Origin of the sequence: Sphingomonas sp. GC_Shp_6 (assembly GCF_026540835.1) — a bacterium.
Lineage (GTDB): Bacteria > Pseudomonadota > Alphaproteobacteria > Sphingomonadales > Sphingomonadaceae > Sphingomonas.
In genome coordinates, this window is record NZ_JALNUO010000008.1 from 43,757 (window position 1) to 62,235 (window position 18,479).

The 18,479-nt window shown below is 67.7% G+C and carries 19 protein-coding genes and 1 other RNA gene; 4 read left to right on the top strand and 16 right to left on the bottom strand.

Going from position 1 to position 18,479, the window contains the following annotated elements:
* Nucleotides 1-6 precede the first annotated feature (6 nt).
* On the top strand, nucleotides 7-288 hold the full coding sequence (locus OXQ95_RS10960; RefSeq protein WP_242097787.1) for an ETC complex I subunit: 282 nt from the start codon (nucleotides 7-9) through the stop codon (nucleotides 286-288).
* Here OXQ95_RS10960 and OXQ95_RS10965 read toward each other — a convergent pair.
* The 4 genes from OXQ95_RS10965 to OXQ95_RS10980 are packed head-to-tail and all read right to left on the bottom strand — an operon-like array spanning nucleotide 281 to nucleotide 2,878.
* A complete protein-coding gene (locus tag OXQ95_RS10965; RefSeq protein ID WP_267381659.1) occupies nucleotides 281-793 on the bottom strand; it encodes an NUDIX hydrolase in 513 nt (170 codons plus the stop codon). The genes OXQ95_RS10960 and OXQ95_RS10965 overlap by 8 nt on opposite strands.
* Nucleotides 787-1,461: a hypothetical protein gene (locus OXQ95_RS10970; protein ID WP_267381584.1), complete on the bottom strand. Its 675-nt coding sequence runs from the start codon at nucleotides 1,459-1,461 to the stop codon at nucleotides 787-789. Before OXQ95_RS10970 ends, OXQ95_RS10965 begins: the two co-directional genes overlap by 7 nt.
* Nucleotides 1,455-2,288 carry a TPM domain-containing protein gene (locus OXQ95_RS10975; RefSeq protein WP_267381585.1) on the bottom strand — a complete coding sequence of 278 codons (834 nt, stop codon included), beginning with the start codon at nucleotides 2,286-2,288 and terminating at the stop codon, nucleotides 1,455-1,457. Before OXQ95_RS10975 ends, OXQ95_RS10970 begins: the two co-directional genes overlap by 7 nt.
* A 5-nt stretch (nucleotides 2,289-2,293) precedes the next feature.
* Complete coding sequence (locus OXQ95_RS10980; RefSeq protein WP_267381586.1) at nucleotides 2,294-2,878, bottom strand: LemA family protein; 585 nt, start codon at nucleotides 2,876-2,878, stop codon at nucleotides 2,294-2,296.
* 82 nt (nucleotides 2,879-2,960) lie between these two features.
* On the opposite strand from OXQ95_RS10980, the gene mscL reads away from it, so the two are divergent.
* Complete coding sequence (gene mscL / locus OXQ95_RS10985; protein WP_267381587.1) at nucleotides 2,961-3,392, top strand: large conductance mechanosensitive channel protein MscL; 432 nt, start codon at nucleotides 2,961-2,963, stop codon at nucleotides 3,390-3,392.
* A gap of 84 nt (nucleotides 3,393-3,476) precedes the next feature.
* Here the strand turns inward: mscL and OXQ95_RS10990 are convergent, their stop codons facing one another.
* On the bottom strand, nucleotides 3,477-3,908 hold the full coding sequence (locus OXQ95_RS10990) for an Rrf2 family transcriptional regulator (protein WP_242097783.1): 432 nt from the start codon (nucleotides 3,906-3,908) through the stop codon (nucleotides 3,477-3,479).
* Between the two features lie 42 nt (nucleotides 3,909-3,950).
* Here OXQ95_RS10990 and ssrA point away from each other — a divergent pair.
* Nucleotides 3,951-4,307: a transfer-messenger RNA gene (gene ssrA / locus OXQ95_RS10995) on the top strand.
* A 61-nt stretch (nucleotides 4,308-4,368) separates the two neighbouring features.
* Here ssrA and OXQ95_RS11000 read toward each other — a convergent pair.
* The 11 genes from OXQ95_RS11000 to rimP all read right to left on the bottom strand — a co-directional run bounded on the left by OXQ95_RS11000 (nucleotide 4,369) and on the right by rimP (nucleotide 17,025).
* The gene (locus tag OXQ95_RS11000; protein ID WP_267381588.1) at nucleotides 4,369-5,925 is read right to left on the bottom strand and encodes an HAD family hydrolase; all 1,557 of its coding nucleotides are present in this window, start codon (nucleotides 5,923-5,925) and stop codon (nucleotides 4,369-4,371) included.
* Nucleotides 5,926-6,077: 152 nt separating this feature from the next.
* Nucleotides 6,078-8,471: a polyribonucleotide nucleotidyltransferase gene (gene pnp / locus OXQ95_RS11005; protein ID WP_267381589.1), complete on the bottom strand. Its 2,394-nt coding sequence runs from the start codon at nucleotides 8,469-8,471 to the stop codon at nucleotides 6,078-6,080.
* 156 nt (nucleotides 8,472-8,627) lie between these two features.
* A complete protein-coding gene (gene rpsO, locus OXQ95_RS11010; RefSeq protein WP_242097780.1) occupies nucleotides 8,628-8,897 on the bottom strand; it encodes a 30S ribosomal protein S15 in 270 nt (89 codons plus the stop codon).
* A complete protein-coding gene (gene truB / locus OXQ95_RS11015; protein WP_267381590.1) occupies nucleotides 8,894-9,808 on the bottom strand; it encodes a tRNA pseudouridine(55) synthase TruB in 915 nt (304 codons plus the stop codon). The genes rpsO and truB overlap by 4 nt, the downstream gene beginning before the upstream one ends.
* A gap of 13 nt (nucleotides 9,809-9,821) precedes the next feature.
* Nucleotides 9,822-10,397: a thymidine kinase gene (locus OXQ95_RS11020; RefSeq protein ID WP_267381591.1), complete on the bottom strand. Its 576-nt coding sequence runs from the start codon at nucleotides 10,395-10,397 to the stop codon at nucleotides 9,822-9,824.
* A gap of 103 nt (nucleotides 10,398-10,500) precedes the next feature.
* A complete protein-coding gene (rbfA, locus tag OXQ95_RS11025) occupies nucleotides 10,501-10,890 on the bottom strand; it encodes a 30S ribosome-binding factor RbfA (RefSeq protein ID WP_242097777.1) in 390 nt (129 codons plus the stop codon).
* Nucleotides 10,891-10,929: 39 nt separating this feature from the next.
* A complete protein-coding gene (gene infB / locus OXQ95_RS11030) occupies nucleotides 10,930-13,758 on the bottom strand; it encodes a translation initiation factor IF-2 (protein WP_267381592.1) in 2,829 nt (942 codons plus the stop codon).
* The gene (locus OXQ95_RS11035) at nucleotides 13,755-14,585 is read right to left on the bottom strand and encodes a DUF448 domain-containing protein (RefSeq protein ID WP_267381593.1); all 831 of its coding nucleotides are present in this window, start codon (nucleotides 14,583-14,585) and stop codon (nucleotides 13,755-13,757) included. Before OXQ95_RS11035 ends, infB begins: the two co-directional genes overlap by 4 nt.
* Complete coding sequence (locus OXQ95_RS11040) at nucleotides 14,566-14,796, bottom strand: 4-oxalocrotonate tautomerase family protein (RefSeq protein WP_242098098.1); 231 nt, start codon at nucleotides 14,794-14,796, stop codon at nucleotides 14,566-14,568. The genes OXQ95_RS11035 and OXQ95_RS11040 overlap by 20 nt, the downstream gene beginning before the upstream one ends.
* Nucleotides 14,796-16,445, bottom strand: coding sequence for a transcription termination factor NusA (gene nusA / locus OXQ95_RS11045; protein ID WP_242098097.1), 1,650 nt, complete (start codon nucleotides 16,443-16,445; stop codon nucleotides 14,796-14,798). The genes OXQ95_RS11040 and nusA overlap by 1 nt, the downstream gene beginning before the upstream one ends.
* A gap of 1 nt (nucleotide 16,446) precedes the next feature.
* Nucleotides 16,447-17,025 carry a ribosome maturation protein RimP gene (rimP, locus tag OXQ95_RS11050; RefSeq protein ID WP_267381594.1) on the bottom strand — a complete coding sequence of 193 codons (579 nt, stop codon included), beginning with the start codon at nucleotides 17,023-17,025 and terminating at the stop codon, nucleotides 16,447-16,449.
* 189 nt (nucleotides 17,026-17,214) lie between these two features.
* On the opposite strand from rimP, the gene OXQ95_RS11055 reads away from it, so the two are divergent.
* Entirely contained in the window at nucleotides 17,215-18,465 is a 1,251-nt protein-coding gene (locus OXQ95_RS11055) for a PQQ-dependent sugar dehydrogenase (protein WP_267381595.1), read from the top strand.
* Nucleotides 18,466-18,479: the final 14 nt, after the last annotated feature.

Consider the following 18,479-nt stretch of genomic DNA (forward strand, 5'->3'; position numbering starts at 1 on the left):
AAGCCCATGCCTACAGCCCGTATCTTCCAGCGCCCCAAGAACGCGATGCAGTCCGGCCGGTATCGGACCGGCCAGTGGCAGCTCGAATTCGAGCCGTCCGAGCCCAAGCGCCCCGATCCGCTGACCGGCTGGGCCGGCAGCGGCGACACGCGCGACCAAATCCGCCTGGGCTTCCCGACCATGGAGGCCGCGGTCGCGCATTGCGAGCGCGAGGGGTTCGATTACGTCGTGGTGCCCGCGCCCGAAAAGACGCTGAAGCTGCAGGCCTACGCCGACAATTTCAAATAGGGAGGAGGCGCGCGCCCAGCAGCAGGAGTAGCTTGGCGTCGATCCCGATCCCTTCGGCGCGTTTGGCATCGATGAAGCCCGGCACGTGCGGCAGCGCGACGCGGTGGACCATGATCTCCTCGTCATCCTCGCCGCCGCCGTCGCCGACCCGGGTCAACCCCTCGGCGCGAACGAGCGTGAAGCTTTCCGACGTCAGGCCCGGCGAGGAATAGAAGCTTCCCTCCGACACGATCCGGTCGGCGCGATAGCCGGTTTCCTCCTCAAGCTCACGCGCGGCGGCGAGGGCGATCGACTCGCCCGCCTCGGTATCGCCGACCAGCCCGGCGGGTAGTTCGAGGCAGCGGCGGCCGACGGGGACGCGATATTGCTCGACGAGGATCAGATGGCCGTCGTCCACCGCCACGATCACCGCGGCGCCAAGGCTCCCCTGGCGCTCGGCATATTCCCAGCTGCCCGATTTACGGACGGTCAGGAACCGGCCCTCCCAGACCAGATCGCTCACAATTCGATCAGCCGGTCGGGCAGCTCGTTCGGATCGGTGCCGGTGTGCGGGAACGACTCGGCCAGCACCGCGCCCACCTGCGCGATCGCGGCCACCATCCCGTCGCCCGCGCGCCCGTCACGCAGCGCTTCGACCAGTGCGTGCATCGCATGGCCCCAGGCCTCGGGCCGGACACGCCCGAGGACCGCGGCATCGGTGACGATCTCCGCACGCCGTTCCGCCAGCGAAAGATAAAGCAGCACGCCCGTCCGGCTCGCGGTGCGCATCTCGATCGCAGCGCGAAACAGCAGCACCGCGCGCGCCCGAACGCGCCGCGTCTTGGTACGCCCCGGCGTCAGCGCCATCCTGACCGTGAGCGGCGCGGTGAGAAGTCGAAATGCGAGAAAAACGATCGCGACGAGCACGATCAGCGCGCTGACGAGCATTCCCGTCGGCAGCGCCATATCCCATCCGCCGTGCAGCCGATCGAGCAGCGCCACCAGCAGCGCGGGCATTGCCGCGACGAGCGCCAGCGCCAGGAACATGCCGATCAGCGTCCAATGGAGCGCGACGTCGTGATAGGCATCTGAACGCGCCGCGACGATCGGCACGATCTCCGCATCCGTCGTTGCCTCCGCGGCGGTCACCGCCGCCGCGATCCGCGTCCGTGCGCCTTCGTCGAAGCTCACCATCCGCCCGATGCCCCGCCGCCGCCGCCCGAGCCGCCACCGCCGCCCGAAAAGCCACCATCACCCCACCCGCCGCTGCTCTCGCCGCCACCGGAACCGCCACCGCCGCCCCAGCTTCCGCCGCCCAGGCTCGATCCCCAGAGGAAGATCGGCAGCGCGCTGCCGCCGAAGCGGCTGCCGCCCTGAGATCCGCGCCGCAGGAACGACAGGCCGATAAAGCCGATCACCATGGCCCAGAAGATCAATCCGATGGGCACGCCGCCGCTCGACGAACGCCGGTGGGCGCGGTCGAACTGCGTCACCGCGGCGTCAGTCTTGGCCTTGGCTTCATCGGGCGAGGCGCGCAACTGGCCGATGATCGCATCGGTGCCCGCCTCCATCGCGCCGGGCACGTCGCCGGCTTGCAGCTTGGGCATCATCTGCTGGTTGATGATCGTGCTGGACAGCGCATCGGTCAGCACGGGCTCGAGCCCATAGCCGACCTCGATCCGCGGGCCCCGATGGCCCGCGGGCTCGTTCGGCGCGATGAAGAGAATCGCGCCATTGTCCACGCCCTTCAGCCCCACGCCCCAGGCGCGGATCAGGCGATTGCCATAATCCTCGAGCGGATAGCCTTGCAGGTCGGGGATCGTCGCCACCACCAGCTGGCGGTGCGTATCGCGCTGCAGCGCCTGCAACTTGGCGGTCAGATCCGCCTTCGTCGCGTCGGGCAGGACGTTGGCGGCATCCACCACCAGCCCGGTGAACTTCGGGAAGGTCTGCGCCGCCGCCGGCGACAGCGCGAACAGCGCGACCAGCAGCGCGAGCAGGAGGCGGGCCGGTGCGCGCACCGCGATCAGTTCGCGTTGCCGAAATTGACCGATGGCGCGATGTCCGCACCTGGCGTCGTCGCGGCGAACGGCACCATCGGCTTGGCACCGTAGAACACCTTGGCACCCACCGCGTCGGGGAAGGTGCGGATGCGCGTGTTATACTCCTGCACCGCCTGGTTGTAGTCGCGGCGCGCGATCGCGATGCGGTTCTCGGTGCCTTCCAACTGGCTCATCAACGTGGTGTAATTGCCCTGGCTCTTCAGCTCGGGATAGGCCTCCTGCAGTCGCTGGAGCGACATGGTGACGGCACCCTGCGCCCGCTGGAACGCGGCCACCTTGGCCGGATCCTTCAGATCGTCGCCCGAAAGCTGGGTCGATTGCGCACCGGCGCGGGCCTGCGTCACTTCGACGAGGATGCTCTTCTCCTGCGCGCCCGCAGCCTTCACCGTGGCGACGAGATTGGGGATCAGGTCGGCGCGGCGCTGGTAGTCGTTCTGCACATCGGCCCAGCGTGCCTTGGCATTTTCCTCCGCGGTCGGAATGCTGTTCAACCCGCAGCCGGCCAGCGACACGGCGGCGGTCATTGCGAGTGCGGCACGAAGCTTCATGGACATCCCTCCCGGTTTCTGGCCTATCCCTACCACGTGCATCGTGGAGGATGCAGGCCAAATCGAAGAGGGAAATGGCGCGATGCTGAAAGAGTTCAAGACGTTCGTGATGCGGGGGAACGTGCTCGACCTCGCCGTCGCCGTCATCATCGGTGCCGCTTTCGGCAAGATCGTGACGTCGCTGACCGACGACGTGCTGATGCCGATCATCGGCAAGATCTTCGGCGGTCTGGACTTTTCGAGCTATTTCATCGTGATGGGCCCGGTTCCCGCGGCGCTTCAGGGGTCGAGCGACTATGCCGCGCTGAAAAAGGCCGGCGTCGCGCTGTTCGGCTATGGCGCGTTCGTCACCGCGGCGGTGAATTTCCTGATCGTCGCCTTCATCATCTTTCTCGTCGTCCGCGCGGTGAACCGGCTGATGCCCAAGCCCGAGGTGAAGACCGCCGCCGAACCCGCCGACGTCACGTTGCTCCGCGAGATCCGCGACGAACTGAAGGCGCGCCGCGTCGGCTAGGGCGGGTCGGTGTTCGGCTTGGGTTTCAGGTAGAGCATTCTGGAAGGCTTTTTTCCGTCCTAGCGAGCCGCACCCCGCCCGGGCTCAAGCGGCGGCGAGGTCCTCGGCGTTCGCATCCGCCAGGCTGGTGCCGTCCAGGATCCGCGCGGTCTCGTCGCGCACGCGCATCATGGCGTGGCGGATCGCGCAGTCCGCCTCGCTCTTGCAGTCCGTGCAGCGGCGATAGGCGGTTCGGCTGACGCAGGGGACCAGCGCGAGCGGGCCTTCGATCACGCGGATCACGTCGCCGAGCGAGATCAGGTGCGTCGGGCGCGAGAGGCAATAGCCGCCCATCTTGCCGCGGTGGCTGTGGAGCAGCCCTGCCTCGCGCAGATCGGCCAGGATGAGCTCGAGAAACTTGCGCGGCACGTTTGCCTCCGCCGCGATCCGCCCCATGGGGATGGGCGGCGCGCCCATCGGCGCCTCGGCAAGGTAGAGCATCGCGCGAAGCGCGTAGCGGGAACGCTGGGTCAACATGATCCAGGTTTCTATGGCGCGGGTTTGTGGCGAGCGAAAGGCGGGGTTTCCATGCGCCCGCCCAGCGCCTATATCGGGCGTGCCGGCGGGATTCTCCTGTCCGGCTATGGCGATAAAGCGTGGCGTACAATAGGCGCAGCGGACCCGGGGGCAGTACCCGGCGACTCCACCACCGGCTTCCATCCTTCGGGGCGGGCGCCGATGACGGGGTCGAACCAGGATCGACGTGTGTTGAAAAGCGCTATGTTTCGCTCGGAATGGGACCACCGCGACGGCCCATACACAAGTGCCAACGATAACGAAGCACTCGCGATTGCCGCGTAACTGACGGCCTCACGGCCTTAGGTTACACGAACAAAAGCGCGGTTCGGGCCGCACCGGGCAACAGAAGCGGACACCGGCGGTACGGGGAGCACCGAGCAACAGAAGCTCCCCACTTGATGACCGCAGGACGTCAGGATCAGGCGGCTTGCCTATCCATCGTCGGCGCCTCGCCCGAAACCTGCGCATGCCAGAGGTCGATCAGGCCGGCGACCTTTTGCAGCGACTCCGGCCGGTGATGGTTGATGTCGTACATCTCGTCGGGGCCGTGCAGCAGGCCCAGCTCCCCGATCGACAGGCCGGGGGTGACGATATCGCGCCAGATCGCGTTGAACGCGCGGGTGCGTTCCGCGCTCATGCCGATATCCGGACGATAGAAGCCGTCCGGCTGATCGTCGGGGGGCAGCAGCACCAGCATTTCGATCCCGCGTTCGGCAACGAATGCCGCGAGCCGACGCGCGCACAGCGCGTAAAGGCCGGTATCGAGCATTTGCGCCAGTGGCCCCCACGGGCCGTTCGCATATTCAGTGCCCACGGCATAAACGAGATAGGGTGGGAATGGCTGGCTGGGAAATTCATCGTCCAGAACGCTGCGCAGCAGGAACACGTTCGGAAAATTATCGAACAGGATCTGCGCGCGAAGCGTGCTGAAATGGGCGAGGCCACCCGACTGGCAATTCGCCATGATCCGCAGCACCGGCTTGGCGACCATGCGATCGGCCAGTAATCGGCTGCGGCTTTCGTCATCGTCGATCAGGCGGCATTCGATCCAGTCCGATGGTGTGGCATCGAACCGGTCGGCAAAACCGGGCTCTGCCATCTCCGCGATGGCCGGATAGAGCGTGGCACCGCGAACGGGGAGGTGATCGAGCGCATAGCGCTCCAGCCCCATATGCATCGCGCGGCACGAGAACACGAAATGGCGGACGCCGAACGGCGCGCGATCATGGTCGCGCTCCAGCATGACGAAGCCGACCAGACCATAATCGCCGTATCGGTCCCATGCGAAGACCGCGAGGCTGGCGTGGCGAACGACGTCGATGATGGTTTCGCGCAGTTCCTCCACTGTCACGCGCGAGCCGGTGTAGTTCAACTGGTTCGACCGGTTGATGAGTTCGGCGATGCGGCCGACATGATCCAGCGTCTCCATGCAGAACGGCAGGCAGACGCGGATCTCGCAGGATCGCAGGAATTCCACGTCGGATAGCGGAAGGCCCATGGCGCGATCGGCACGCCGGGTCTCCAGCATCCGATAATCCGCCACGCGGCTGCGTGTGCCGGTCTGCGCGGCGAGCAGCGCCGCCAGCACCGTGTCGGCATCGGCGGCGGTGGCGTCGAGGCACTGGATCTCGGGCAGCAGGAAGCGGACTTCGCCCAGGTTCAGCGGATTGTCGTCGATGAACAGCACGTCGACGGCGCGCAACTGCATGTCCGCGATGATCCGCGCGATCGCCTGCGGCTTGGGCTCGAACGCGATGTGCGGAAAGACGAATTCGTCCCACAGCCCAAGTTCGGTCAGCCGTGCCTGCGCAGTCGTGAAATCATTCTTCGAACAGATCGCCGAGACGACACCGCGGGCATTGAACGCGCGGATCAGCGCGACGCGCGCGGGGAAGGGGGTGACGGGCTCGCCATCGGCCAGCGTTCCCCGCCACAGCGTATCGTCGAGATCCCAGATGATGAGCTTTACCGCCATGACCGACCCCGCTTGTCCCGGCGGACGCATCCCCGAGCCGGGATCCGCTCTGGCCAAACAGGGATAAGGGCCGGTTAACGATGACGGCGCCCTCAACGAAAAAGGGGCCCGGTCGCCCGAGCCCCTTTTCCCGTTTCGCGGTGGCGAAACGATCAGTCGCGATCGCCCGTCAGGAAGGCCGGCGCGAACTCGGGCGCCGCGCCCTCGTCCTTGCCGCCCGAACGGTCACCGCCCGAACGCTCGCCGCGCGGAGCGCCGCCGCCATCGCGACGGGGGCCGCGGCCGCCATCGCCGTCCCGGCGCGGACCACGATCGCCGCCACGGCCGCCGCCGCCATTGCCGCCGTTGCCGTCGCCACGCGGGCCACGGCCGCCATCGCCGTCGCGCCGCGGACCGCGCGCACCACGATCGCCGCCTTCGCGCGGTTCGCGCGCCGGGCGGGTGTCTTCCAGCTCGGCCCCGGTCTCCTGATCGACGACGCGCATCGACAGGCGCACCTTGCCGCGCGGATCGATCTCGAGGACCTTCACCTTCACGGCCTGGCCTTCGGACAGTGCATCCGACACCTTTTCGACGCGCTCGTTCTTGATCTCGGAAACGTGGACGAGCCCGTCCTTGCCGCCCATGAAGTTCACGAACGCACCGAAATCGACCAGGTTGACGACCTTGCCGTCATAGACCTTGCCCACCTCGGCCTCTTCGACCAGGCCCTTGATCCACGCGATCGCGGCATCGATCTGCGCGCTGTCGGACGAGCTGACCTTGATGACGCCCTCGTCGTCGATATCGACCTTGGCGCCGGTCTGCGCCACGATCTCGCGGATCACCTTGCCGCCGGTGCCGATCACTTCGCGGATCTTCGACTTGTCGATCGTGAAGGTCTCGATGCGCGGCGCGTGCGCCGACAGTTCCTCGCGGGTGTGGTCGAGCGCCTTGGCCATCTCGCCCAGGATGTGGGCGCGGCCTTCCTTGGCCTGCGCCAGCGCCTTGCCCATGATCTCTTCGGTGATGCCGGCGATCTTGATGTCCATCTGCATCGTGGTGATGCCCTCGGACGTGCCCGCCACCTTGAAGTCCATGTCGCCCAGATGATCCTCGTCGCCGAGGATGTCGGACAGCACCGCGAAGTTCTTGCCTTCGAGGATCAGGCCCATCGCGATGCCCGAAACCGGGCGCTTCAGCGGCACGCCGGCGTCCATCATGCTGAGCGAACCGCCGCAGACCGTCGCCATGGACGACGAGCCGTTGCTCTCGGTGATGTCGCTGAGGACGCGGATCGTGTAGGGGAACTCGTCCTTCGACGGCAGCACCGGATGCAGCGCGCGCCAGGCGAGCTTGCCGTGACCGACTTCGCGACGACCGGGCGCACCGAAGCGGCCCACTTCACCGACCGAATAGGGCGGGAAGTTGTAGTGCAGCATGAAGTTCTCGTACGACAGGCCGTTCAGCCCGTCGATCATCTGCTCCGCGTCGCGCGTGCCGAGCGTCGTGGTGCAGATCGACTGCGTCTCGCCGCGCGTGAACAGCGCCGAGCCGTGCGTGCGGGGCAGGAAATGCACCATCGCCTCGATCGGACGGATCTGCGTGGTGGTGCGGCCGTCGATGCGCGTGCCGTCCTTCAGGATGGCGCCGCGGACGATCTCCGCCTCCAGCTTCTTCATCAGCTTGCCGGCAGCCATCTGGTCCTGCGGGCTCGCATCGGCGAACGCCGTCTTGCCCTTGGCGCGCGCGGCGTTCAGCAGGTCCGAGCGCTTGGACTTGTTGGTCACCTTGTAGGCGGCGGCGATGTCCTTGCCGATCAGCTTCTTCAGCTTGTCCTTGGCGGCCGACAGGTCGGCCTGCTCAGCCATTTCCCAAGGCTCCTTGGCGGCCTTTTCGGCCAGATCGATGATGAGGTTCGCGGCCTCGCGGCACGCCGTGTGCGCGAACTGCACCGCGCCCAGCATCACCTCTTCCGACAGCTCCTTGGCTTCGGATTCGACCATCATCACGGCCTGGCCGGTGGCGGCGACGACGAGGTCGAGATCGCCCGACTTGGTCTCTTCCAGCGTCGGGTTCAGGATGTATTCGCCATCGACATAGCCGACGCGCGCCGCGCCGATCGGGCCCATGAACGGCACGCCCGAGATCGTCAGCGCCGCCGACGCCGCGACCATCGCGAGCACGTCGGGCTCGTTCTCGCCGTCATAGCTGAGAACCTGGCAGATCACGTTGATCTCGTTGTAGAAGCCTTCCGGGAACAGCGGGCGGATCGGGCGATCGATCAGGCGGCTGGTCAGCGTCTCCTTCTCGGTGGCGCCACGCTCCCGCTTGAAGAAGCCGCCGGGGATGCGGCCGCTGGCGGAGAACTTTTCCTGGTAATGGACGGTAAGCGGGAAGAAATCCTGCCCTTCCTTGACGGTGCGTGCGGCGGTGACCGCGCACAACACCACGGTTTCGCCCAGGGTGGCGAGCACGGCGCCGTTCGCTTGGCGGGCGACGCGGCCCGTCTCGAGCGTCAGCGTCTTGCCGCCCCACTGGGCGCTTACGGTCTGGGTATCGAACATCTGTTTTCCTTCACTCCGGCGGCCGGATGCCGGCCGGGGCCTATGTGCGGACTAAGCCGGTCCGCGGCGGTTCCGGGTCTGTCATGACCCGCGGCCAGTTCGCCGGATTGCGGAACTGGCGCATACGAGAAGGGCGCCACGGGGGCGCCCTTCGGGTTACTTGCGAAGGCCGAGCTTCGCGATGAGATCGAGATAGCGCTGGCCGTCCTTGTGACGGAGATAGTCGAGCAGCGAACGCCGCTTGTTGACCATCATCAGCAGGCCGCGACGCGAATGATTGTCCTTCTTGTGGCCCTTGAAATGCTCGGTCAGGTTCTTGATCCGCTCGGTGAGGATCGCGACCTGGACTTCGGGCGAACCGGTGTCGCCGTCCTGGCGGGCATGTTCGCGGACGAGTTCGGTCTTGCGTTCGGCGGTGATCGTCATGATGCTTCCTTCGACATCGGGAGGTTGAAGCCGCGGACGACGACGGCGTTTCCCGCCTGAACCTCGACCAGCGCAACCGGGACATCGTCCAGGACGGCGAAGCGGAGGCCATCGTCATCGGCGATCCCGTCCAGCACGCGCCCCTGTCGGAGCGCTCCTGCCTGGGCGGGGGTGAGGGATAGAGCCGGGATGTCGTCCAGCCCCGCCCTCAACGGCAGGAGTAGGTGTTCAAGGGCGCGCGCCTGCCCGAGTTCGTCGAGTTTGTCCAGCGATATCGCCTGGGTGAGGCCGAACGGCCCCGCCTTTGTCCGCCGCAGCATCGTCACATGGCCGACCGTGCCGAGCGCCACCGCGATGTCGCGCGCGAGGCTGCGGATATAGGTCCCCTTGGAGACATGGGCGCCGAGCGTGATCGCCTCCAACGCGCCCGGCGCCGGGTCGCCGACGATGCCCAGCGCATGGACGGTCACGTCGCGGCTGGCGAGCACCACCGCCTCGCCCGCGCGCGCCCGATCATAGGCGCGTTCGCCATCCACCTTCAGCGCGGAATAGGCGGGCGGCACCTGCGCGATCGGCCCGGTGAAGCGCTGCAGCACCGCCGCCACCGCCTCGCGCGTCGGGCGCAGCGGCGCGGTGGCGACCGGCACGCCCTCACCGTCCAGCGTGTCGGTCTGCGTGCCGAACGCGATGGTGAAATCATACCGCTTGTCGCTGTCGAGCATCCGCCCGGCCAGCTTCGTCGCCTCGCCGATCGCGATCGGCAGCACGCCCGTTGCCAGCGGGTCGAGCGTGCCGCCATGGCCCACCTTCCACTTGCCATAGCCGCCCTGGCGCAGCGCACGCTTCACCGCGGACACGCCCTGCGTCGATCCGAGCCCCAGCGGCTTGTCGAGAATGATCCAGCCATGCATGCGGTGCGACGCCCTAACCCAATGCCGCGGTAAAATGCCGGCGGCACAGCGCGACATAGCGTTCGTTGCCGCCGATGTCGGTCTGTTCGCCATCGGCGATCGCTCGGCCTTGGGAATCCACCCGCAGGTTCATCGTCGCCTTGCGCCCGCAGGTGCATACCGATTTGATTTCGACCAGACTGTCCGCGATCGCCAGCAGCCGCGCCGATCCCTCGAAGAGCGCGCCCCGAAAATCGGTACGCAGCCCATAGGCGAGCACCGGGATGCCGGTCGTGTCGCACAGCCGGGCGAGTTGATCGACCTGTGCGCCGCTCAGGAACTGCGCCTCGTCCACCAGCACGCACGCAACCGGCTCGCGCGCATGACGCTCGCGCACGCAGGCGCCCAGATCGGTGCCGGAATCGAACGCGATCGCCGGTTCGGACAGCCCGATCCGCGACGTGATCGTGCCGCGTTCGAACCGGGTGTCGACGCCCGCGGTGAATAGCATCGTCGCCATACCCCGCTCGCGATAGTTGAAATCGGCCTGGAGCAGGTTGGTCGATTTGCCTGCGTTCATCGAGGCATAATAGAAATAGAGTTTGGCCATCAGGCGAGCGTCTCGATGGGAATGGGGCTTCCGGACACTGGCGGCCTGACGAGGATGCGGCCGAGCGCGCCTGCCGGCAAGATGTGGCTTGCCGGTGCCCCCGTCAATCGTCGGTCAGATCGCGCGCGACCTTGGGATCACGCAGCAACCGGTCGATATGCGTGCCCTCGTCGAAGCTTTCGTCGGCCAGGAACTTCAGCTTGGCGGCATAGCGCGTCTGTACGCGCGCGGCGACTTCGCGTTGGAGGAAGGCGGTGTTGGTGCGCAGCGCCTTCAACACTTTCTCCTCGTCGGCGCCGAGCAGCGGCTTCACGAAGGCGGTGGCGTGGCGCAGGTCGGGCGACATGCGCACCTCGGTGATCGTCACCGGATGCTTCGCCAGCACGTCGTCATGCACGTCGCCGCGCTGGAGGATCGCGGAGAGCGCATGGCGCACCTGCTCGCCGACGCGCAGCGTGCGGACGGATTTGGTTTCGGGCGTGTCGTTCTTCATCGCGATATCCCCTCCCGCGCGGGCGGGAGGGGAAGCCCTTTACAGCGTGCGCTCGCGCATCTCGACCTCGAAGGTTTCGAGATAGTCGCCCGCCTTAATGTCCACGAAGTTCTGCGTGAACGTCACGCCGCATTCGAGACCGGCGCGAACCTCGGCCACGTCGTCCTTGAAGCGACGCAGCGAGGCGATCTCGCCCTGGTAGATGATGACGTCATTGCGTGTGATGCGCGCGCGGAGCGCCTTGCGGATGATACCGTCGGTGACGAGCAGACCCGCCGCCTTGCCGTGCTTGCCCGCCGAGAACACCTCGCGGATTTCGGCGCGGCCGACCACCGTCTCGAACGCCTCCGGCCCGAGCTCGCCCGCCATGCCGGCGCGGATGTCGTCCGTCAGGTCGTAGATCACGTCGTAATATTTGAACGCGACCTTCTGGCGCTCGGCGATCTCGCGCGCCTTGGCATTGGGGCGCACGTTGAAGCCGATGATCGGCGCCCCCGACGCGCCGGCCAGCGTCACGTCGGATTCGGTGATGCCGCCGACGCCCGAATGGAGCACGCGCGCCTTGATGAGGTCGGTCGAGATCTTGTTGATCGCGCCGACGATCGCCTCGACCGTGCCCTGCGTGTCCGCCTTCACGACCAGCGGATATTCGATCGCCTGCTTTTCCTTCAGCGCGGAGAACATCGACTCCAGGCTGGCAGGGGTTGAGGTCGTCCGCTTGTCGGTTTTCACGCCGGCACGGTATTCCGCCACTTCGCGCGCCCGCGCCTCGTTGTCGACCACCTGGAGCGGATCGCCCGCGGACGGCACGCCCGAGAGACCGAGCACCTCGACCGGCATTGCCGGCCCCGCTTCCTTCACCTGCTTGCCCTTGTCGTCGACCAGCGCGCGCACCTTGCCGCTTTCGGCGCCAACGACGAACACGTCGCCCACCTTCAGCGTGCCGCGGCTGACGAGGATCGTCGCCACGGGGCCGCGGCCCTTGTCGAGCTTGGCCTCGATCACCGTGCCTTCGGCCTGGCGATCGGGGTTGGCGCGCAGTTCGAGCAGCTCGGCCTGGAGCAGGATCTTCTCGATCAGCGTGTCGAGTCCGGTCTTCTTGAGCGCCGACACCTCGACGTCTTGGACGTCGCCGCCCATGTCCTCGACGACGATCTCTTCCGACAGCAGGCGCTCGCGCACCTTCTGCGGATTGGCGCCTTCCTTGTCGACCTTGTTGATCGCCACGATCATCGGCACGCCGGCCGCCTTGGTGTGGTTGATCGCCTCGATCGTCTGCGGCATCAGCCCGTCGTCCGCCGCGACCACCAGCACCACGATGTCCGTCACGTCCGCGCCGCGCGCACGCATCTGCGTGAACGCCTCGTGGCCGGGCGTATCGAGGAAGGTGATCTTCTGCTTGTCCTTCAGCGTCACCTGGTAGGCGCCGATATGCTGGGTGATGCCGCCGGCCTCGCCGCGCACCACGTCAGTGCCGCGCAGCGCGTCGAGCAGGCTCGTCTTGCCGTGATCGACATGGCCCATGATCGTGACGACCGGGGGCCGCGGACGCAGCGTCTCGACCGCATCCTCGTCGGTGTCGTGCGCGATATCGATGTCGGAGTCGCTCACGCGGACGATGTTGTGGCCGAATTCGGTGACGAGCAGCTCGGCCGTATCCTGGTCGATCGTTTGCGTCATCGTGACGGGCATGCCCATCTTGAACAGCGTCTTGACCAGGTCTGCACCCTTTTCGGCCATGCGGTTGGCGAGTTCCTGCACGGTGATCGCCTCGGGCACCACCACGTCGCGAACCTGCTTGGCCTGCGCCTCGCGCGGGCCACCGACGCCGCGGCGTTCCTTTTCGCGGGCGCGCTTCAGCGCGGCGAGGCTGCGCGAACGCGCGCCGTCGTCGCCGAGCGCGCGGTTGACGGTCAGCTTGCCCGACTGGCGGCGATCGTCGCCCTTGCGGTCACGCTGCTGCGGGCGCGCGGCGGGGCCGTCGCGGCGCACGGGCGCGGCAGCGCCGCCCACCGGCGGACGCGCGGCGGCAGCGGCGGCCGTCGTGGCGGCCGGAGCAGGCGCCTCGACGGGCTTCGGTTGCGGCTTCGGGATCTCGGGACGGGCGACCGGGGAGAAGCGGCGCGGTGCCGGCATCGACGGATCGCGGGCGAGCTCCACCACCGGCGGCGCGGCGGGGGCAGGCGCCGGCGTCGGACGCGCGACCTGAACCGGGGCGGGCGCGGGCGCCGGCGTCGGTGCAGGCGCCGGGGGAGCGGCAGCCGCGGGCGTGGCTTCCTCCGGCGCGGGCGGGGCGGGAACGGGACGCACCACCGGCGAGAACATCACCGGCTTCGGCATGACCACTTGCGGGGCGGGTGCTTCGGCCGGTGCGGCTGCGGGAGCAGGCGTCGCCTCCACGGCGGGAGCGGCGGCAGCAGGCTCGGGCGCCGGCGGGGCCGCGGCGATGCGGGCCCGCTCTTCGGCGCGCGCGCGCTCGTCATCGGCCGCACGATGGCGGTCAATCTCCTCGCGGCGACGCGAGTCCTCAAGGCTGTGCATGCGCTGCTCTTCGGCTTCGCGCAACAACTTGGCCTGACGCTCCTGCGGCGACAGATTTGCGCCAGACGGCGCGGGCGCGCGCTGCGGTGCGGCGGCCGGGGCGGGCGGCGGCGTCACGGGGGCGGCGACGGGTGCCGCCTCCTGCACCGGGGCCTCGGCCTCGCCGGGCCGTCCGCCGATCACGCGGCGTCGCTTCACCTCGACCACGACGGTGTTCGACCGTCCGTGGCTGAAGCTCTGCTTCACCTTGCCGGTCTCGACCGTGCGCTTGACGCCCAGCGGCGCGCGCATGCCAAGCTTCGGCTTTTCGTTGTCGGTGTCGCTCACTCAAATTCCTCGTGTATCGCCACGGCCGTCAGGTCGCCGGAAGGTCCCGACGCCCCATCCATTTCAGACGCCGATGCGCCCTGCGAGGCCGTTTCGCAAGGTGCGGCAAAGGGTTCGGGTCCGATAAAGTGCATCCACCGGGCAAGCGCCTCGCTCACCCGCTTCGCTGCAGCGCGGTCGGTCAGACCGATATGTACCACATTCTCGCGGCCCAGCGCCAACCCCAATATGGTGCGCGGCACCGGGAGTGCCAAGCCCCTCAGATCGCTGCCTTCGACATCGTTACCGATGCGCCAGGCCTGGTCGAGCTTGCGGTTGCCGTCGGTGCCGGCATCGGCGGCATGATACAGGGCGTGGAGCTTGCCCGAGCGTGCCGCGGTCTCGATCTTGTCCGATCCGGTCAGCAGCGTGCCGGAGCGCGCCTCCAGTCCCAGCCGGTCCATCGCGGTGCGCTCCAGCGCCGTCGCGATCTGCTGCGGCAGCTCGGGAGCGATGACGAACTCGCCCGTCTTGAACGCGCGCGCCAGGCCGCCTTTCAGCTTGCCCTTCTTCAGCGCGACCTCCAGCTCCGTGCGGGTCACGCCGATCCACGCCCCCCGGCCCGGCGCCTTGGCGCGCACGTCGGGATGGATCGAGCCGTCGGGCGCCAGCGCCAGCCGCACGAGATGATCGCGCGCCGCACGCTCGCCCGACAGGATGCAACGACGGATGGGACCGACGCCATCCGCATCATCGCCACCGGCCGATGCCGCGGGCCGGGCTTTGGAGCTCCGGCCGCGAGCGGCGGGAGAGTTTAGCGTTCGGGTGTCATCGGGAGGGTTCCGCATGAGCGTCCTCCCGTGGCTTGGCGGCGTCGCGGTCGACCAGCAACTGGCCGCCCGCGCCGTAATTTTCCGTCGACACTTCCTCGATCACGATCTGCACCGCGGCGGGGTTCTTGCCCAGCCGCTCAACGAGCGACCGGGTGACATCGGCGACGATGGCGGACTTCTGGTCCTTGGTCGCCGTGCCGGAGATGCGAATTGAGACGAAGGGCATCAGGCGTCCTCACCGTCCGTCGCATTGGCAGCGGCGGGAGCATCCGCGGCCTCGGCGGCCGGCGCGTCGTCCTCGAACCAGTGCGCGCGCGCGGCCATGATGATCTCGTTGCCCTGCTCGTCGCTCAGGCCGTATTCGGCGAGGATGCCGCCCTTGGGCTCGGGGCGCTTGGGGGCATCGTCGTTGCGGCGGCGCTGTTCGACGCGCTTCTTCTCGACCAACTCGTCGGTCGCCAGATCGGCGAGATCGTCGAGCGTCAGGATGCCCGCCTTGCCGAGCGTCACCAGCATGGCCTCGGTGATATAGGGCAGTTCGCCCAGTGCGTCCTCGACGCCCAGTTCGGTGCGCAGCGCCTTGTTGGCGGCGTCGCGGCGCTCCAGCGCTTCCTGCGCGCGGCTCTGCAGCTCCTGGCCCAGATCCTCGTCGAAGCCCTCGATGCCCGCGATCTCCTCGAGATCGACATAGGCGACCTCTTCCAGCTCGCCGAAACCTTCGGCGACCAGCAGCTGCGCCAGCGTCTCGTCCACGTCGAGCTCGCTCTGGAACATCTCGGTGCGCTCGGTGAATTCCTTCTGACGCTTCTCCGAGGCATCGGCCTCGGTCAGGATGTCGATCGCCTTGGCGGTGAGCTGCGAGGCGAGGCGGACATTCTGGCCGCGGCGGCCGATCGCGAGGCTGAGCTGGTCGTCGGGCACGACGACCTCGATCCGGTCCTCCTCCTCGTCGATCACCACGCGCGACACCGAGGCGGGCTGGAGCGCGTTCACCACGAAAGTGGCGGTGTCGGGCGACCAGGGGATGATGTCGATCTTCTCGCCCTGCATCTCCTGCACGACGGCCTGCACGCGGCTGCCCTTCATGCCGACGCACGCGCCGACCGGATCGATGCTGCTGTCATGGCTGATGACGCCGATCTTGGCGCGGCTGCCCGGATCGCGCGCGGCGGCCTTGATCTCGATGATGCCGTCGTAGATCTCGGGCACTTCCTGCGCGAACAGCTTCTTCATGAAGTCGGGATGCGCGCGGCTGAGAAAGATCTGCGGCCCGCGGTTCTCGCGCACCACCTTCAGGATCAGCGAACGGATGCGGTCGTTCACGCGCACCACTTCGCGCGGGATCTGCGCGTCGCGGCGGATGACGCCCTCGGCGCGGCCCAGATCGACCACCACATGGCCGAACTCGACGCGCTTCACCACGCCGGTGATGATCTCGCCCGCGCGGTCCTTATACTCCTCATACTGGCGCTCGCGCTCGGCATCGCGAACCTTCTGGAAGATCACCTGCTTGGCGGCCTGTGCTGCGATGCGGCCGAATTCGATCGGGGGCAGCGGATCGACGATATAGTCGCCGACGACCGCGCCCTTCTGCAGCTTCTGCGCCTGCGCGACATCGACCTGCTTGAAATAATCGTCGACGCCCTCGACCACCTCGACGACGCGCCACAGCCGCAGATCGCCGGTGTTGGGATCGAGCTTCGCGCGGATGTCGTTCTCGGCACCGTAGCGCGAGCGGGCGGCGCGCTGGATCGCATCCTCCATCGCCTCGATCACGATGGCCTTGTCGATCATCTTTTCCGAAGCGACCGAATTCGCGATCGCGATCAGTTCCGCACGGTTGGCGGTCACGCCGGATGTCGCTTGGGTGGCCATCTCAGTGCTGTCCTTCTTGCGTGTTCGCGCCGTCTGCGGGCGCTTCCAGATAGGTGAATTCTTCGGCGCCTTCGGTCGAAAGCGGGGCGGTCGCGGCGATCAGCCGGTCGGTCATCACCAGCTTCGCATCGGCGACCTGCGCGAAATCGATCGTCATCGGCTTGTGCTTGTTCACGTCGATCGTGATCGCCTGGCCCTCGACGCCGATCAGGTCGCCCGAAAGCTGCTTGCGATCCTCGAACGGCTCGACCAGCCGGATCCGCGCCTCGTGCCCCGCCCAGTCGGCAAAATCCTGCAGGCGGGTGAGCGGCCGGTCGATCCCGGGGCTGGACACCTCCAGCCGGCACGCGCCCTCGATCGGATCCTTGCCCTCGGCCTCGAGCGCGTCGAGCAGGTCCGAGATGCGCCGCGACAGATCGGCGCAATCGTCGATCGTCAGCTGGCGCGTGTCGGGCCGCTCGGCCATCACCTGAAGCGTCGGGTCGGACTTGCCGCCCTGCATCTTCACGCGCACGAGGGCGAGGCCGAGCGCCTTGGCCTCGGGTTCGATCAGATCGGACAATGCGGCGAGATCCGCCAAGCGACACTCCATGAATGCGGCCGATCCACGTACGGGAAAACCCCGCCGCGGAGCGAGCCCCGCAGCCCCTTGCATCTGACGATGTAAGAGAAAGCGAGGCCGATATACGCGGACGCGCCCCTTTCCGCAAGCACGCAACCGGGCCATGGGCGGGACGTTCTTGCCGCAGTCCTTCCTGGGAGACCGCCGATGATCCGTCACGCCCTGATCCTGACGCTGCTCGTCGGCACCGCGTGCGGCGCCCGGCCCCAGGCGACCGCCGGCCCCGAGTCGGGGCCGCAGGGCCCGCAGCCGGCAGGATCCAACCTGCCGGTGCCGCGCGACGCGCCCACCTATCCGGGCATCACCAACGTGCCCGCCACCACCGGCCGCGCGAACCTCGCCAAGACGAAGCCGCCCTTTGCGATCGCGACGATCGGCCAGTTCGCCGAGCCGTTCGCGATGGCGTTCCTGCCGAACGGCGATCTGCTGGTGACCGAAAAAGCGGGCGTATTGAAGCTGCGGCGCGGCAATGGCGCCACCTATCCGACCAGCGGCGTTCCCGCCGTCGCGACGGGTGGGCAGGGTGGCCTGCTCGACGTCGCGGTGGCGCCCAATTTCGCCGGCAGTCGGCGTGTCTACCTGACCTATGCCGAGCCGCGGCCGAATGGCGGCAGCAGCCTCGCGCTCGCCGATGCGCGGTTCGTCTCGGCCGGTGACCGAGCGAACCCGCATCTGGAGGATCTGCGGGTCATCTGGCGCGCCGGCTCCGACGGCCCGGGTGGCCAATATGGCGCGACGATCGCGTTCGCACCCGATGGTCAATCGCTGTTCCTCAGCTCGGGCGAACGCCAGCGATTCGCGCCGGCACAAGATCCCGAACAGGCGCTCGGCAAGATCCTCCACCTGACGCTCGACGGCAAGGCATGGCCCGGCAATCCGGATTACAAGGCCGGCGGCGTGCGCGCGCAGACGTGGAGCAGCGGCCACCGCAACCCTTACGGCCTCGTCTTTACGCCGGACGGGCGGCTGTGGGAGGAGGAGATGGGGCCAAAGGGCGGCGACGAGCTGAACCTTATCGAGCCGGGCCGCAACTATGGCTGGCCGATCGTGTCGAACGGCGACAATTATAGCGGCAAGCCGATCCCCGATCATCCCAGCCGCCCCGATCTGTCTGCGCCTGTGCTGTGGTGGAACCCGGCGATCTCGCCGGGCGGCATGATGCTGTATTCGGGCGCGATGTTCCCCGCCTATCGCGGCTCGCTGTTCATCGCCGCGCTATCGGACGAATCGCTGGTCCGCGTGACCGTGGACGGCGCGCGCGCGAAACCCGCCGACCAATGGGCGATGGGCACGCGCATCCGCGACGTGGCGCAGGCGCCCGACGGGTCGATCTGGTTGCTGGAAGACGGCGAAAAGGGTGCGGGCGGAAAGCTGATGCGCCTGACGCCCAAGACCTAGCGTTCGAGAACATT